A 15,679-nucleotide genomic window follows, 5' to 3' on the forward strand; every position below is an offset into this window, starting at 1 on the left:
CCGGACAGTGCGATACTGCGGGTGTGCGCACCCAAGGGAATGACGACAACGTGATCCGCCTGGTGATCGTCGACGACGAGCCGATGGTGCTCGCGCACCTGCGTACGGTGCTGACCTCCGCCGACGACATCGACATCGTCGGGCAGGCGCAGGACGGCGCCGAGGCCGTCGAGGCCGCGGGGCGCTTCCGGCCCGACGTCATGCTGATGGACCTGCGGATGCCCGGGGTCGACGGGCTGACCGCGATCGAGCGCATCGTCAAGCTCCCGAACCCGCCGTCGGTCGTGGCGCTCACGACCTTCGACACCGACAGCTACGTCCTCAAGGCGTTGCGCGCGGGCGCGTCGGGCTTCCTGCTGAAGTCGACGCCGCCGGAGGACCTGATCGGGCTCGTCCGGGTCGCCGCCGACGGCCACACGGTGCTGTCCAAGGAGGCGGCGCGCCGGATGGTCACCGCGTCGGCCGGCGAGCACGAGCGCTCGCAGGAGGCGCGGGAGCGCACTTCCGACCTCACCGACCGGGAACTCGACATGCTGGTCTGCCTCGGCGAGGGCATGTCGAACGCCGCCATCGCGGCGAAGCTGCACCTGTCCGAGGCGACGGTGAAGAGCTACGTCTCCCGGATGCTGACCAAGCTCGGCTGCGCCAACCGCACGCAGGCGGGCCTGCTGGCCCACGAGGCGGGTCTCGCGGGCTAAGCGCTGCTGCGCGCCCCGAAGCCCCACGCCCCGAACACTTCGGCGAGCTCCGCCCGGCCCGAGATGCCCAGCTTCCGGTAGCAGTTCGTCAAGTGCTTCTCGACCGCGCGCCGGGTCACGTTGATCTCGGCCGCGATCTCGCCGTTCGTCAGCCCGTCGAGCGCGAACCCGACCACGCGGCCCTCCGCCTCGCTCAGCGCCGCCGACGGTCCGGCGGCCGTGCCCGGCCCGGTCGTCTCCTCGGCCGTGCGGCCGGTGAGCCACGGCGCGCCGCAGCCCTCGGCGAGGCGGTAGGCCTCGCGGAACCGGTCCTCCGCCCCCGCCTTCCCGCCGTCGCGCAGCAGCGCGCCCTCCGCCAGCAGCGCGCGGACCAGCTCCAGCCGGTCCCCCGACGCCCGGGACGTCTCGATCGACTCCGCCACGATGCGGTCGGCCTCGGCACCCGAGGACAGGGACGCCTTGATCCGCAGCGCGCGGCCGAGCGGGCCCGGCGCGCCCCAGCACCGCGCCCACCGGATCTCGTCGTCGATCAGCTCGCCCGCCGAGCCGGGGTCGCCCAGCCGACGCTGGAGCCAGGCGCTCCACGTCCGCCACGGGAACAGCGCCGGGTTCCGCCAGCCCGCCCGGTGCAGGGCCGCGCCGCAGTCGAGGAACTTCGCCAGCGCGCCGCGCGGGTCCTCGACCGCCGTCACGGTCCCGCGCAGCATCAGCAGGGCCGCCCGGACGTGCAGGCCGGTCCGCGCCAGGGCGTGCTCGTCGTAGTGCTCGACCACCGTCGTGGCGAGCCGTTCGTCGCGGGTGACCACGGCGATCGCCACGAGCGCCATCACCAGCGACTCGGGTGCTTCGCCCAGGTTGCCGCCGATCAGCTCGTACGCCTCCCAGGCCGTGGACCGGGCGCGGGTGAGCTGCCCGGTCTGGGCCAGCACCGCCCCGCGCGCGGCGATCAGCGACGCCGGCCGGGCCGGGCGCCCGCGCACCGGTTCGCCTACCGCGCTCTCCAGCCAGGACGCTGTCGGGCCGAGCGCACCCGCGGTGAGCGCGGAGATGACCAGCAGCGGCGCGGTGCCCGCGAACTCCTCGGACGACGCGGGGGCACAGCGCAGCAGCCGGTCGGTCAGCTCCGCCACGGTCGCCGCGGGCATCCCGGCGCTCAGCGTGGCCGCGTGCAGCAGGACCGCCAGCAGCTCGCGTTCGGCGAGGGTGGCGATCGGCGGCTCCGGGCCCAGCTCGCGCAGGCGGCCGACCGCGGCGGCGAGCAGCGCCGGGTCGTCACAGCGGGTGAGCCGGATCCGCGCCTCCAGGCGGAGCCCGGCCTGGCCGCCGGTGTCCTCCGGGGTGACGCGGCCGGTGAGGACGGCGGCCTCCGGCCGGAGGAACGCCGAGAGCGGCAGCAGCGTGACCGCTTCGGCCCGTTCACGCGGGGTGGGCAGCAGGCCGATCGCCTGCGTGAGGTGCCGGATCGCGGCGGAGACGTCGAAGACGGCTTCGGTGAGCGCCAGGTCCACCAGCCGCCAGCCGCGTTCCGGGCCGTCGGGCGGCAGGTCGAGCAGGGCGCGGCGCAGGTACCGCGCCGCCGTCTCGGGCTCCCCGCGGCGGGTCGCCGCGTCGGCGGCCGTGCGCAGCTCCTCCGGCATCCACGGCGACGGCGACGGCGCGGGCACCTCGAGCAGCTGCGCCGCGACCGTCTCGGCGGCGAACCCGGCCTCGTGGAACGCGGTCGCCGCGCGCACCCGCAGCCGCAGGTCCTCCTGCGCGGTCATCGACGCCTCGATCGCGGTCCGCAGCACGGGTGCGGCGAACCGGGGCGGGCGCCTCGGGGCGAGGACCCCCAGCCGGCCCAGGGCCAGCACGGCCTCCGCGACGGCGACCGAGTCGGCGCCGGTGAGGTGCTCGACCAGCCACGGCTCGGCGTGCCCGCCGAGCACCGCGATCGCCCGGGCGCAGTCGCCCACCTGCGGCGGCAGCACGGCGAGCTGGGCGGACAGCCGTTCCTTGAGCACCGACGGCCCGCTGCGGTGCGCGTGGTCGCCGCGCACGACTTCGGTGAGGTACAAGGGATTCCCGGCGCTCGCCGCGTGACAGGCGGCGACCCCGCGCGGGTCACCGGCGCGGGCGTCGGACGTCGCGTGCAACACCGCGGCGACGCCGTCTTCGGACAGGTTCGCCGGCCGGATCCGGATCTTCGCCAGCTCCCACAGTTCGCGGATCGCGGGCCGGTCGGCGCCCGGGTCGCCTTCGCGGACCGCGACGATCAGCGCGCAGGGCAGGTCGTGGATCCGCCGCGCGCAGTGGCGCAGCCAGGTCAACGACTGCCGGTCGGCGACGTGCAGGTCGTCGACCAGCACGGCGAGCGGCCGCTCGGTGCTGATCGCGGCGAGCAGGCCGAGCAGGCCGTGCGTGGTCAGCACGTCGTTGTGGTCCCCCGGTTCCCACCCCGGCCAGCCCGGGGCGCCGGGGAACAGCCACCGCGCCGCCCCGGCAGTCCCGCCGAACCAGCGATCGGCGGCGTCCGCGTCCGCCTCGGCGACCAGCGGTTCGAGCACCTGGCAGGCGATCCCGAAGTCGAAGTCCTGTTCGGTCCGGCTCGCGGCCGCGGCGAGCACCCGCGGCCCGCCGGAATCCGCCTCGGCCGCCCGCAGGACTTCCTTGAGCAGCGCCGTTTTCCCGACACCGAGCTGCCCGGTGACCACCGTGACCGAACCCTCGCCGGCGCCGGCCGCAGCGACCGCGCCACGCAGCCGACGCAGTTCGATCTCGCGTTCCGGCAGCGCCACGGGTCAGCCCTCCTTGCCGGTGCCGGCGAGCTGCCGCCTGCCGTCGATCCCCGGCTCGCGGCAGACGTCGGTCACCGCGCCGCCCCCGACCTCCCGCAGCATCACGACCAACCCTCCACACCGCCGGCCGCAAGCGCCTCGGCAAGCTGCCGCCTGCCCTCGATACCCAGCTTGCGGTACACGCCGGCCAAGTGAAGCTCGCCCGCCCGCCGGACCACCGCGAACCCGCCCCGCCACACCCCGCCGCCCCCGACCTCCCGCAGCATCACGACCAACCCTCCACACCGCCGGCCGCAAGCGCCTCGGCAAGCTGCCGCCTGCCCTCGATACCCAGCTTGCGGTACACGTTCGTCAAGTGGAGCTCGACCGTCCGGCGGGTCACCGCCAGCTCCACCGCGATCCCGGCGTTGGACGTGCCCGCCGCGGCCAGCTTCGCCACCCGGCGCTGTGCCTCCGAAAGCCCGTGCCGTCGCGCCGTCACCGGGCGGCCGGTCAGCTCGTGCAGCCGCTCGAGGACGCGCTGCCAGCGGTACTTCGCCGCCAGGGTGGCCGCTTCCGCGAGGTGGTCGGCGGCCTGCTCGCCGCCGGCTGCCGCCAGTTCCACCAGGGCCGTCGCGTGGCGGAGGTGGCTGCCGCTGCCGTGCAGCAGTGCGACCGCCTGCTCGAGGTGCCCGGCGGCGTCGCCGGGGCCGAGGGTGAGCGCGGTGGCCAGGTGCGCGCCGCCGACCGCGGCGCGGGTTCCCCACGCGGTCGCGGCCGCGAGCTCCTCGCCGAGCAGCAGCCGGGCGGCTTCCCGCTCGCCGCCGGCCACCAGGCACTTCGCCGCGGTCGAGCGCCACGGCAGGAGCTCCGGGTTTTCCCAGCCCCGCGCGGAAAGCCGGCGGCCGCACTCGCGCAACGGGGCGAGCGCCTCGCCGGGCCGGTCCTCGCCGAGCAGCACCGCTCCCGTGGCGTACAACAGGAACGCGCTGCCGAGCCCGGGTCCCGGCTCGATCGCGTCACGCTCGAGCACCCGCCGGGCGAGGTCGACGCGGCCGGCCTGCAGGTGCACCCTCGCCTCGGTCGCGACCACCCGGGCGCGCAGCGTCGAGTGCCAGTGCCGGGGCGGTACCAGCTCGTGGGCGTCGGCCAGGTCGGCCGCCGCCTCGTCGAGGGTGCCCGCCACGAGGTGCCGTTCGGCCCGCTCGGCCAGTGCGCGGGCGACCAGCGCCCGGGAGCGCCGACGGCGCGCCTGCGCGAGCACGTCTTCGCCGTGGGGCTCGGCTTCGGCGAGGTCCCCGGCAAGGACCAGCGCGCGGACCGCCGCCGAGCGCACGGTCAGCGAGCTCACCTCGGCCATCGGCTGCGCCAGCGCCGCCCGCGCGAGCCCGCGCACCCGGGCCGGGCGCAGGCCGCGCCGGGCGAGCAACACCGCGGCCACGGCCGCCTGCGCCGGGTCCGCCGGCCGGTCCGGCAGCGGCGGTATGCCGTAGCCGCCGACGGCCGGCCGGTCCTGCGGGTCGCCGTCGGCCAGCCAGTACAGGCCGAGCAGGGTGTCGCGTTCCACCGCCGAGACGTCCGGCCGGCGGAACGCGGCGATCAGGGTGCGCGCGCCCAGCCCGCCCCGCGCGTTGAGCAGGTCCGCGGCCAGCAGCCGGTGCCCGCCGGGACCCGCACCGTCCACTTCGGACAGCACCTGGGCCAGGTGGCGGTCACCCGCGTCCTGGTCGATCAGCAGTTCCGCGGCACCGAGGTCGAGGAGCACGGCCGCGCGCCGCGCCGGTTCGAGGGGTTCCTGCAGGGCGCGCTTGAGCGACGCCACGGCCTGCGCGTCGCGGCCGCCGGCCTGCCCCAGCCGGGCGGCCGCGCGCAGCACCTCCACCACCCACGGCTCGCCGATCACGCGGGTCCGCCGCAGGATCGCCGCGACGGCGGCGTTCGCGACGCCGTGTTCGTGGCCCAGTTTCGCCGCGCGGGTGAAGAAAGCGTCGCGGTCGGCCTCGGTCATCCGGGCCAGCACCCGCTGGGCGGTGTCCGGCCCGGCCGGCCCGTCGGCCGCCGTGACCAGTCCGATCGCCCGCAGCCGCGCGAGGTCGGCGGCCAGCCGCTCCGGCGGGCGCCCGGCGAGCTCGGCCAGCAGCGCCGGGCCGAAGCCCTCCTGGCACACGGAAACGGCGCGCAGCACGGCGGTGAGCTCGGCGGGCAGGATGTCGACCAGGCGCAGCAGGCGTTCCCCCGCGATCCTGGTGAACAGCCCCGCCTGCTCGCGCGCGAACCCGGGCTCCATGCGCAGCCGGTTCAGTCCTTCGGTCAGCACGGCCGGGTTCCCGCCGCTGCCGCGTACGGCGTGCTCGACGATCTCGTCGTCGGCCGCCGCGCCCAGCCGCTCGCGCACCAGGCCGGCCACCGCGGCGTCGCCGAGCGGGCGCAGCCGGATGCCGTGCGCGGCGGCCGCGGGCCGCCAGGTGTCCAGCCCGCCGGCCTGGCTGACCACCAGCAGCACCGGAATCTCGTGCGGCCGCCCGGAAAGCGTGCGCAGCCACGCCCGGGACGCGGCGTCGGCCCAGTGCACGTCGTCGACGACGAGCACGAGCGGCCGGCCGCCGACCGCGGCCGCCAGGTCCCGGCACAGCCGGCGCAGGACGCGGATGCCCGGCACGCGGGCGCCGCTCTCCCCGACCGCCGCCGGGGGCAGTGCCGCGCCGAGCGCGGTGAAGATCTGGTGCAGCACCGTGAACGGCTGGGTGCCGTCGGACGGGCAGCACGGCACGTGGGCGACGCGCAGCCGGGCGTGCCGGGCGGTCGCGGCGACCGAAGCCAGCAGCGCGCTGCGGCCGGAGCCGGGCGCGCCGGTGACCGTGACGACCGCCGGGCCGTCGTCGGGCAGGCCGTGGACCAGCCCGGTCAGCAGGGCGGACTCCTCGTCCCGCTCGGCCAGCCGCGGGCCGGGCACGCCGCGCTGGTGCGGCAGCCCCGCCACGTCCGCCGCGGCCGGCGCGGTGGTCTCGGCCGGCACCGGGCGTTCGTCGCTACCCGGCGAGCCCATGCGTCCTCTTCGGTGCCCCGGCGTCGGCGGCCCCCGCGCTCGCCCGCAGCGCCGCGGCCAGTTCGGCCCGGCTGTCCACGGCGAGCTTCCGGTAGACGTTGGTCAGGTGCAGCTCGACGGTCCGCGGCGAGACGAACAGGGCGCCCGCGACGTCGCGGTTGCTCGCGCCGCCGGCAACCAGCCCGGCCACCTCGCGTTCGCGCTCGGTCAGCACGTCGGCCCGCGGTTTCCGCAGCCGGCCGCCGGACTCCTCGAGCAGCTCCCGGGCGAGCGCGCCGATCGAGCACCACCCCGAACAGGCCGACAGCATCGCGGCCTGGCGCAGGTGCTGGCGCGCCGCCTTGCGGTCGCCGACACGCGTCAAAGCCTTGCCCAGCAGGTACTCCACCCGCGCGTACTCGATCCGGCAGGGCGAAGCCGCCAGCACCCGGACCGCCTCCGCCAGCAGTTCCGCCGCCCGGGTCCCCGACGCGACCGCGCCACGGGCGGCCAGCACCAGGCCCCGGGCGGTCGCGGTCGGCCAGCGCCCGGCGAGCTCCTGCCCACGCTCGGCGTACGCGGCCGCTTCCTGGTGCCGGCCCTGCCGGGCGAGCAGCAGCGTCGCGGCGTACCACCACGGCGCGAACACCGGGTTGCCCACGCCGGCCTCGTCCTGCCTGCGGCCGGATTCGAGCAGCAGGTCCAGCGCACCGTCCACATCGGAGCGCAGGACCCGGGCCCTGGCCAGGCCGAGCAGCCAGAGGTGGTGCTCCGCCGGCGCGGCGTCCAGTTCGTCCGGACGGGCCGCGCGCAGCAGCGCTTCGGCGGCCGCCGGTTCGCCGTCGTCGCAGAGGGCGGTCGCCAGCGCGATGCGGACTTCGAGCCCCGGTCGCCGTCCCGCGTTCGCCAGCGCCGCGACGCGGATGTCGGCGAGCGCACCTTCGCGGTCGCCGCTTTCCCGCAGCGCCTGGTAGCGGGCGGCCAGCGCCCGGCCGAGCCCGGCCCGGTCGCCGCGCACCGCGGCCTCGGCCACCGCCCGGTCGAGAGCTCGCAGGGCGTTCGGCGCGTCGTCGACCAGCCGCAGGGTCCGCGCGGCGGCGAGCAGGTCGGCGCTGGAGGCGGCCGCCACCGGCAGCCGGACCACGGCGCGGGCGCAGGCCGCGGCGACCTCGCTGCCGCGCCCGGCGAGCGCGAGGGCGGCGGCCCGGTCCACGAGGTCCCGGGCGCCGGGGTGGCGGGCCGCGGCCGCGCGGGGGGCGGTCGCGGCCCGTTCCCGCAGCAGGCCGCGTGCGGCCTCCCGGGTCGTGGCCGCGGCGGCGAGCGCCGCCACGGGCACCGCGGGCGAGTCCGTGCCGAGCCGCGCGGCCAGCCGGTCGACCATGCCGCCGAGCGGGGCCTGCCGCCGGCCGGCGGCGTCCGCGGCGGTGGCCGCGAGCGCGAACAGCACGGCGACCGCGCAGTGGTCACGCGGGTCGCGGACGGCGGCCGTGCGCAGCTCCGCCATCGCCGCTTCCGGGTCGAGCTCGAGCCGGGCGGCGGCCAGGGCCAGCCGGACGTCGAGGCGGCCCGGCTCGGCGGCGGCCGCGCGGGAGAGGTGGGCGACCGCGGTCGCCGGGTCGCCCCGGTGCTCCGCGGCGGCCGCGGCTTCGAGCGCGAGGTCGATCATCCAGCGCTCGTCGAGCCGCGGCAGCGCGCCCAGGTGCGGGGCGACCTCCGCGGCGGGCCGGGCGTCGTCGTTGAGCACCCGCGCCGCGCGCAAATGCAGGTGAGCGAGTTCTTCGGCGGGTGTTTCCGCGAGCAGGCGGGCTCGGACCGACCGGTCGAGCACGCTTCCGGCGAACAGATTCGCGCGTCGAATTCCGTCGATGGCGATCCGCACCGGCCGCGCGGGCAGCCCGCACAAAGCGGCCACCCTCGTCACGTTCTGTTCGTCGAGCACCGCGACGGCGGTCGCCACCGTCCGTGCCTGCGCGGACAGCCCGGCCAGCGCGTCGACCGGCCGCGACGCGGCGACTTCCCAGCGGTGGCACCGGTCCTGCGCACCGATCTGCCCCAGTGCCCAGCTGCCGGGACCGGGCTCGTCGGGCCGGCGGCAGAGGACGAGCAGAAACCGCTCTCCGCGACCGCACCGCAGCAGGAAGTCGAAGAACCGCACCGACGATTCGTCGCACCTTTGAGCGTCTTCGACGACGATCACGGCATTCTTTTTCCGCAATGGCCCGGAAAGGAGCAATGACCGCAGAGTGCGGAATTTCCGGTGGAGTGCGGAACCGTCTTCCGCGGGCAGTTCCAGGGTGCGCGCAATGGCGCCGCCCGGATCGGCGTGCCCCGCGAACAGTTCGGTGAGCGCGTGGAACTCGGGAGCCTCGGCGAGGGCGCCGCCGGTAATGCGAATAATATTCGCGGACCGGCCCGTTTCCGACCGTTCGAAGCTTGCCAGCAGGGCTCGGACGCCGCCGTCGGGCGCGCCGTCCACCAGCGCGGCCTGCGCGGACTCCGTCCACGCGAGCACCGCACACCGGGACAATGCGCCCGAATACCCGGCGAAGACCGGATTCGGAGTGGGTTCCGACATGCCGCCATCGACCTTTCCTGCAAGCCCGGCAATACCGAGCCCTTTTCCCGCAGCCCCCAGAGCCGCCGAAGGACCTGACCGTCCGAAACGCTATTGACACCGCCGCCGGGATGAAAACCACCGTCGGTGCCCGATCTGTGCCACTTCCTCCACTAACAGGTGACCGTACCAGGCGCGACGCATGCTGTCAGCGAACGCCACCACCCGGACGGGTGACATACTTGTAGCATTACCGAGCGTCGAAAACTGGACATTTAACCAAGACTTGAGGTCCCCCTTGTTGCCCGTGGGCCGACGGGGTGAAGGGGAACCAACGAAAGTTGTCGGTCCGTCCACCGGAGGGCAACTTTCGTCGCTAGTCCGGTCCGGGAACCGGCGGTCCACCTCCGGGACGCATCCCCGGGAGCTAACGTGGGGCCCGTGTCGGACGTCACTCCAGGTACTCGAACCACGCTGCGTGAGCACCTTGGCACCCGCGTAGGGCCCAAGCACGAACTGGCGACCCTGCTCAGCCTGGCGGTGATCTTCGGCGCGCTCGACGTGGTGATCAGCATCAACAGCCACCCCACCACGGGATGGGCGGGCCCGCGCGCCGACCTGGTCCTCCAGCTGGTGGTCGACGTCGCGGTGCTCGGGCTGCGGCGCTTCCCGAAGACCGTCGCCGGCATCGCGCTGGCCGTCACGTTCGTGACGGTGCTGGCCGACGGGCTCGCCCCCGGTCTGCTCTCCCCCGAGGATCCGGCCAGCCCGCTGATCCTGCCCCGCATCACCCCGGTCATCGTGATCTTCCTGGTCCGGCTGGAGAGCCCGCGCGTCGCGTACGCCTTCGTCGGCGCGCTGGCGATCATCGGCAGCGAGCCGTGGGCGCCCAGCTGGACCATCACCCCGGTCGGGCTGCTCAGCACGATCGGCCCGGCGGCGGTCGTGCTGTACCTGGACGCGCGCAAGCAGCTGCTGCAGGAGCTGCGCGACCGCGCCGAACGGGCCGAACGCGAGACGCACCTGCTGGCCGAGCAGGCCCGCTTCGAGGAGCGCCGCCGGCTCGCCGCGGAGATGCACGACGTCCTCACCCACGGGCTCAGCCTGATGGTCCTGCACGCCGGGGCGCTCGGCATCAGCTCGAAGGAACCCGACGTCCGCAAGGCCGCCGAGGAGATCCGCGCGCGCGGCGCGATGGCGCTCGACGAGCTGCGCGACCTGGTCGGAGTGCTGAACACGACCTCGGCCGACCTCTCCGAGCGGATGGCGAACCCGAGCCCGCGGACCGGCTCGGCGGGGTCACCGGACGAGACGCCCGACCCGTCGACGCTGGTCGCCGAGTCGGTCGCGGCCGGGATCCCGGTGGAGCTGGACGTCGAGGGCGAGCGTTCGCAGATGTCCCCGACGATCGCGCGCACGGTCCACCGGATCGTGCAGGAGGCGCTGACCAACGCCCGCAAGCACGCGGCGGGCGCCGAGATCCGCGTCGAACTGCGCTACCGGCCCGACGGCGTCGGCATCCGCGTGGTCAACACCCCACCGCGGCGGCAACCGGACGAGGTCCTGGCGGGCAGCGGCTCCGGGCTGGGGCTGTCGAGCCTGCGCCACCGGGTCGAGCTGGTCGGCGGGACGTTGCAGGCCGGGCCCACCCCGGACGGCGGGTTCCGGATCGCGGCCGACCTGCCGGCGTACGTGCCGACGACGGAGAACCGGCAGAAGACCGCGCCCCGCTGAAGGTCCGCCGCCAGGACTGGAGATTCTCCTACTACTCCCCCGCTTAGGGTCGGGCCGACCGCGATCCTTCCGACCGAGAACGTGGGGCCCCCATGAAAGGCATCATCCTGGCCGGCGGCAGTGGCTCCCGGCTGCATCCGGTCACCCTCGGCGTCTCCAAGCAGCTCGTCCCCGTCTACAACAAGCCGATGATCTACTACCCGCTCTCGGTCCTGATGCTCGCCGGCATCACCGAAATCCTGCTCATCTCGACCCCGCACGACCTGCCCGCGTTCAAGCGGCTCCTCGGTGACGGCGCCGAGCTCGGCCTGAAGCTCAGCTACGCCGAGCAGGCCCACCCGAACGGGCTCGCGGAGGCCTTCATCATCGGCGAGGAGCACGTCGGCGACGACACCTCCGCCCTCATCCTCGGCGACAACATCTTCCACGGGCAGGGTTTCTCGGACGTGCTGCGGGCCGCGACCCACGACCTCAAGGGCTGCGTCCTGTTCGGCTACGAGGTCTCCGACCCGCACCGCCACGGCATCGGCGAGTGCGACGCCGACGGCAACCTGATCTCCATCGAGGAGAAACCGGCCAACCCGAAGTCGAACCGGGCACTCACCGGCCTGTACTTCTACGACAACGACGTCGTCGAAATCGCCAAGGGGCTCAAGCCGTCCGCGCGCGGCGAGCTGGAGATCACCGACGTCAACAACGTCTACCTCGACCGGGGCCGCGCCAGCTGCGTCGACCTCGGCCGCGGCTTCGCCTGGCTCGACACCGGCACGCACAAGTCGCTGCTGGACGCCGGGCAGTACGTGCAGACGATGGAGGCCCGCCAGGGCGTCCAGATCGCCTGCCTCGAAGAGATCGCGCTGCGCATGGGCTTCATCGACGCCGACCAGTGCCACGCGCTGGGCGAGCGGATCGGCAGCTCGGGCTACGGCGAGTACGTCATGGACTTCGCGCGCCGCGCGCGGCAGCTCACCACGGTCTGAACCCCCGGAGGATCCTTCCCATGCGCATGGTGGTCACCGGCGGCGCCGGTTTCATCGGCTCGGCTTACGTCCGCAACGTGCTTTCCGGCCACTACGCCGGGTTCGAGCCGGACGAGCTGGTCGTGCTCGACAAGTTCACCTACGCGGGCAACCGCGCGAACCTGGCGCCGGTCGCCGCCGACGACCGCCTGCGCGTCGTCACCGGCGACATCTGCGACCCCGAGGTCGTCGAGCGGGAGCTGACCGGCACCGACCTGGTCGTGCACTTCGCCGCCGAGTCCCACGTGGACCGGTCGATCGCCGGGTCGGCGGAGTTCGTCCGCACCAACGTGCTCGGCACCCAGACCCTGCTGCAGGCCGCGCTGGACCGCGAAGTCGGCAAGTTCGTGCACGTCTCGACCGACGAGGTCTACGGCTCCATCGACGAAGGCTCCTGGCCCGAGACCCACCCGGTCGCTCCCAACTCGCCGTACTCGGCCTCCAAAGCCGCCTCCGACCTGCTGGTCCGCTCCTTCTTCATCACCCACGGGCTCAACGCCTCGATCACCCGCTGCTCCAACAACTACGGGCCGTACCAGTTCCCGGAGAAGGTCATCCCGCTGTTCGTCACCAACCTCGTCGACGGACTCCAGGTCCCCCTCTACGGCGACGGCCTCAACGTCCGCGACTGGCTCCACGTCGACGACCACTGCCGCGGCATCCAGCTCGTGGCCGAGCGCGGCCGCGCGGGCGAGGTCTACAACATCGGCGGCGGCACCGAGCTGACCAACCGCGAGCTCACCGAGCGGCTCCTCGAAATCACCGGCCGCGACCACACCGCGATCCGGCCCGTCGAGGACCGCAAGGGCCACGACCGCCGCTACTCGGTGGACATCACGAAGATCTCCACCGAGCTCGGCTACACCCCGCAGGTCGGCATCGACACCGGCCTGCGCGACACCGTCGACTGGTACAAGAACAACCGCGACTGGTGGGAGCCGCTCAAGGGCTGAGCTACTGCGTGCGCAGCTTGGGCCACAACGCGTCCCACGCGGTGTTCCGTCCACTGAAGACGGTCATCAGCTGCGGCACCACGTCCTGGTGCCGGTCGAACGCCCCGGCCACCAGCGGGCTCGCGTCGCCGACGAACAGGACACTGTCGACGCTCTCGTCCGGGTGCCCGAAGTAGAAGTAGCCGCGGTGGGCGCTGTACACGTTCGGCAGCCCGCGTTCCGCGCCGAAGAGCTGCAGGTCGGCGGCGAAGGCGTAGCTGTCGGTCATGATCGCCGTCCGCGCCCGCTGCTCGGGCGGCAGCGAGTCGTACACCTTCACGACGGCGTCGGAGAGCTGGCCGAGCTGACCGTCGGACTGCACGAAGACCTTCGCCGTCAACGGCACCAGCGGCACGTCCGGGATGCGCTCGGCCCACGACTTCGGGTAGATCGGCAGCGCGACGAGCGCCTGCAGGATCGACGCCGCGACCAGGAGCCAGCCGAGCGCCTTCGCGGCGGTGGGCCACTTGACGTCCTGCAGGCCCACCGCACCGGCCGCGAACAGCAGCGCGTACAGGCTGTAGACGTAGTAGGACCGGCCCGACGTCACCAGGTAGGCCACGATCAGCAGCAGGAACGCGACGCCCAGGAAGCGGTAGGGCCGCAGGTCACGGGCGGCGAGCAGGCGCCCGAAGCCGAACAGCGCGAGCGGCACGCCGATCACCAGGCCGGGCCCGGACAGCAGCTCGAGCAGGAACGGGCCGATGCCGGGGAACTCCGCCGCGACGACCTCGGACATCCGGGCGTACGGCCAGCCGTGCACGGCCTGCCAGACCAGCGTCGGCACGGTGGTCAGCGTCGCGACGAGCGCACCCGCCCACAGCAGCGGCCGGCGCACGAGGTCACGCGGCCCGAAAACCAGCGACGCGGCGGCGAGCGCCACCCACAGCGCCGGTACCAGGAACTTCGTCTGCAGCGACACGGCCGTGACGAGCCCGGCGGCGAACAGCAGCCGGTCGTCGCGCACCCGGGTCCACCGCACGACCAGCCAGACGATGAGCGACCAGAAGAACGGGTCGATCGAGTAGGTCGCGAGGTAGTGGCAGATCAGCGTGGCGCCGGACATCGCGTACGCCGCCGCGGCGACGGCCTGCGCGACCCGGCGGCCGCCCAGCTCGCGGGCGATCAGCGCGCTCAGCACGATCCCGCCGACGGCGGCCAGCGTGGCGGGCAGCCGCAGGGCCACCAGCGAGCCGGGGAACAGGTGGTCCAGCCCGGCGGCCAGGAACGGCACCAGCGGTGGCTGGTCGAAGTAGCCCCACGCGGGGTGGTCGCGGCCGGCCACCACGAAGTAGGCCTCGTCGAAGGAGAACCCGTAGTTCCGGCTGGCGATGAGGAGCAGGGCTCCGGCGACTCCCGCGATCAGGAGAACCGGAGTCCGCGCGAACGCCGGGCGCGTGCGGCCCGGCCGGCTGTCGGTGGTCTCACTGGTAAGGGTCATACCTCAAGTAGACCCGGACGGACCTGGCGTTCTCTGCGGCCGGGAGTCCTCAGCCGAGGCAACGAAAGTCGATCAAGCTGCCGGGATCCGCAACCTTCGTAGTCACTCAGAAGTGATGTTTAAGCACGCAAAGTGAGGGTAGCGATTCCCCTAGACTTCGCCGCGAAACCACGCCTGGCCTGGGCATTCTCGCGATACTCCAGCCATGACCCAGGGCCGGCACATCGTCTTCTTCAGCTTTCCGGGCGTCGGGCACATCAATCCGATGCTGGGCCCGGTCGCCGCGCTCGCCGAGCGGGGCCACCGGGTCACGTTCGCCGTCGCCGACCAGTTCACCGGCCTCCTGCGCGACAGCCCGGCCGAGGTCCTGCCGTACCACTCGGACTTCCCCGCGGCGGTCACCAAGGTCGACAGCGCCGACGACGCGGTGACGATGATCATCGACCTCATGCGCGAAGGCTTCGCGGCGCTCGAACCGGCGCTGGAGCGGCTTTCCGGCGACCGGCCCGACCTCATCGTCCACGACACCATCAGCGGGAACGCCGCGCGCGTGCTCGCCCGCGCCTGGGACGTCCCGCTCGTCGAGAGCTGTCCCGTCTTCATCGAGAACGACGACGACGAGATCCCCGGCGCGCCGCAGCCACCCGAGGACCACCCGGCCGCCACCGACTTCGACCACCAGGACCCGCGCCTGGCCCGGTTCGGCGAAGAGTTCGGCGCGGGGGTCTCGGCGCTGCTCACCCGCCACGGCCTGGACCCGAACCTGGCGATGGAAAGCCTGACGGCGGCCGGCGACGAGCCCCGCCTGGTGTACATCCCCAAGGCGTTCCACTACGGGAGCGAGACGTTCGGCCCGCGGTACCGGTTCGTCGGCCCGACCGCGGACTGCACCGCCCTCGAAGGCCACTGGACCCCGCCGGGCGGCGACCGGCCCGTCGTGCTGATCTCGCTGGGCACGTCGATGAGCAAGGACCTCGGGTTCTTCACCGGCTGCATCGAGGCGTTCCGCGGCACGCCGTGGCACGTGGTGCTGACGCTGGGGCGCGGCGCCGACCTGGCCGCGCTCGGCGAGCTGCCGCCGAACGTCGAGGCGCACAACTGGATGCCGCACCCGTCGGTGCTGAAGCACGCGTCGGCGCTGGTGTGCCAGGCGGGGATGGGCAGCGTCCTGGAGGCGCTGCGCTACGAGGTCCCGATCCTCGCGGTGTCCCACAGCGGCGAGACCCTGGCCAACGCCCACCGCGTCGCGGAGCTGGGCCTCGGCCGGCACATCCCGGTCACCGAGGCGAGCGGGCCGGTCATCTTCGCCGCGGTGACGGCGATGGCGGCCGACGACTCGCTGCCCACCCGGCTCGCGCTGATGGCCAAGGAGATCGAGCAGGCCGGCGGCGCCGCCGCGGCCGCCGATGCCCTGGAAGCCCTGCTGCCCTGAGCAAAAAGGCCGCGGCCGGCACGAACCC

10 protein-coding genes are annotated in these 15,679 nt (G+C 74.1%); 5 read left to right on the forward strand and 5 right to left on the reverse strand.

Going from position 1 to position 15,679, the window contains the following annotated elements:
* Positions 1 to 50 precede the first annotated feature (50 nt).
* On the forward strand, positions 51 to 698 hold the full coding sequence (locus QSK39_RS26395; protein ID WP_284748715.1) for a response regulator: 648 nt from the start codon (positions 51 to 53) through the stop codon (positions 696 to 698).
* Here QSK39_RS26395 and QSK39_RS26400 read toward each other — a convergent pair.
* The 4 genes from QSK39_RS26400 to QSK39_RS26415 all read right to left on the reverse strand — a co-directional run bounded on the left by QSK39_RS26400 (position 695) and on the right by QSK39_RS26415 (position 9,054).
* Positions 695 to 3,475 (reverse strand): helix-turn-helix transcriptional regulator, encoded by a 2,781-nt coding sequence (locus tag QSK39_RS26400; RefSeq protein ID WP_285480506.1) that lies wholly within the window; start codon positions 3,473 to 3,475, stop codon positions 695 to 697. The two genes, QSK39_RS26395 and QSK39_RS26400, sit on opposite strands and share 4 nt — an antisense overlap.
* Positions 3,476 to 3,576: 101 nt before the next feature.
* Positions 3,577 to 3,744: a hypothetical protein gene (locus QSK39_RS26405; protein WP_285480507.1), complete on the reverse strand. Its 168-nt coding sequence runs from the start codon at positions 3,742 to 3,744 to the stop codon at positions 3,577 to 3,579.
* The gene (locus tag QSK39_RS26410) at positions 3,741 to 6,500 is read right to left on the reverse strand and encodes an AAA family ATPase (protein WP_285480508.1); all 2,760 of its coding nucleotides are present in this window, start codon (positions 6,498 to 6,500) and stop codon (positions 3,741 to 3,743) included. The genes QSK39_RS26405 and QSK39_RS26410 overlap by 4 nt, the downstream gene beginning before the upstream one ends.
* Entirely contained in the window at positions 6,484 to 9,054 is a 2,571-nt protein-coding gene (locus QSK39_RS26415) for a LuxR family transcriptional regulator (RefSeq protein ID WP_285480509.1), read from the reverse strand. The genes QSK39_RS26410 and QSK39_RS26415 overlap by 17 nt, the downstream gene beginning before the upstream one ends.
* Positions 9,055 to 9,474: 420 nt before the next feature.
* Here QSK39_RS26415 and QSK39_RS26420 point away from each other — a divergent pair, with 420 nt between their 5' ends.
* The 3 genes from QSK39_RS26420 to rfbB all read left to right on the forward strand — a co-directional run bounded on the left by QSK39_RS26420 (position 9,475) and on the right by rfbB (position 12,739).
* Complete coding sequence (locus QSK39_RS26420) at positions 9,475 to 10,767, forward strand: sensor histidine kinase (RefSeq protein WP_285480510.1); 1,293 nt, start codon at positions 9,475 to 9,477, stop codon at positions 10,765 to 10,767.
* 92 nt (positions 10,768 to 10,859) lie between these two features.
* Positions 10,860 to 11,747, forward strand: a complete 888-nt coding sequence (rfbA, locus tag QSK39_RS26425) for a glucose-1-phosphate thymidylyltransferase RfbA (protein WP_285480511.1) — start codon at positions 10,860 to 10,862, stop codon at positions 11,745 to 11,747.
* A 20-nt stretch (positions 11,748 to 11,767) separates the two neighbouring features.
* The gene (gene rfbB / locus QSK39_RS26430) at positions 11,768 to 12,739 is read left to right on the forward strand and encodes a dTDP-glucose 4,6-dehydratase (RefSeq protein WP_285480512.1); all 972 of its coding nucleotides are present in this window, start codon (positions 11,768 to 11,770) and stop codon (positions 12,737 to 12,739) included.
* Between the two features lies 1 nt (position 12,740).
* On the opposite strand, the gene QSK39_RS26435 is transcribed toward rfbB, so the two are convergent.
* Positions 12,741 to 14,219, reverse strand: a complete 1,479-nt coding sequence (locus QSK39_RS26435; RefSeq protein ID WP_285480513.1) for an ArnT family glycosyltransferase — start codon at positions 14,217 to 14,219, stop codon at positions 12,741 to 12,743.
* 205 nt (positions 14,220 to 14,424) lie between these two features.
* Here QSK39_RS26435 and QSK39_RS26440 point away from each other — a divergent pair, with 205 nt between their 5' ends.
* Entirely contained in the window at positions 14,425 to 15,651 is a 1,227-nt protein-coding gene (locus QSK39_RS26440; RefSeq protein WP_285480514.1) for a macrolide family glycosyltransferase, read from the forward strand.
* Positions 15,652 to 15,679: the final 28 nt, after the last annotated feature.

This window comes from Amycolatopsis sp. NBRC 101858 (genome assembly GCF_030269325.1).
In the GTDB taxonomy this organism is placed as follows: Bacteria; Actinomycetota; Actinomycetes; order Mycobacteriales; family Pseudonocardiaceae; genus Amycolatopsis; species Amycolatopsis ponsaeliensis.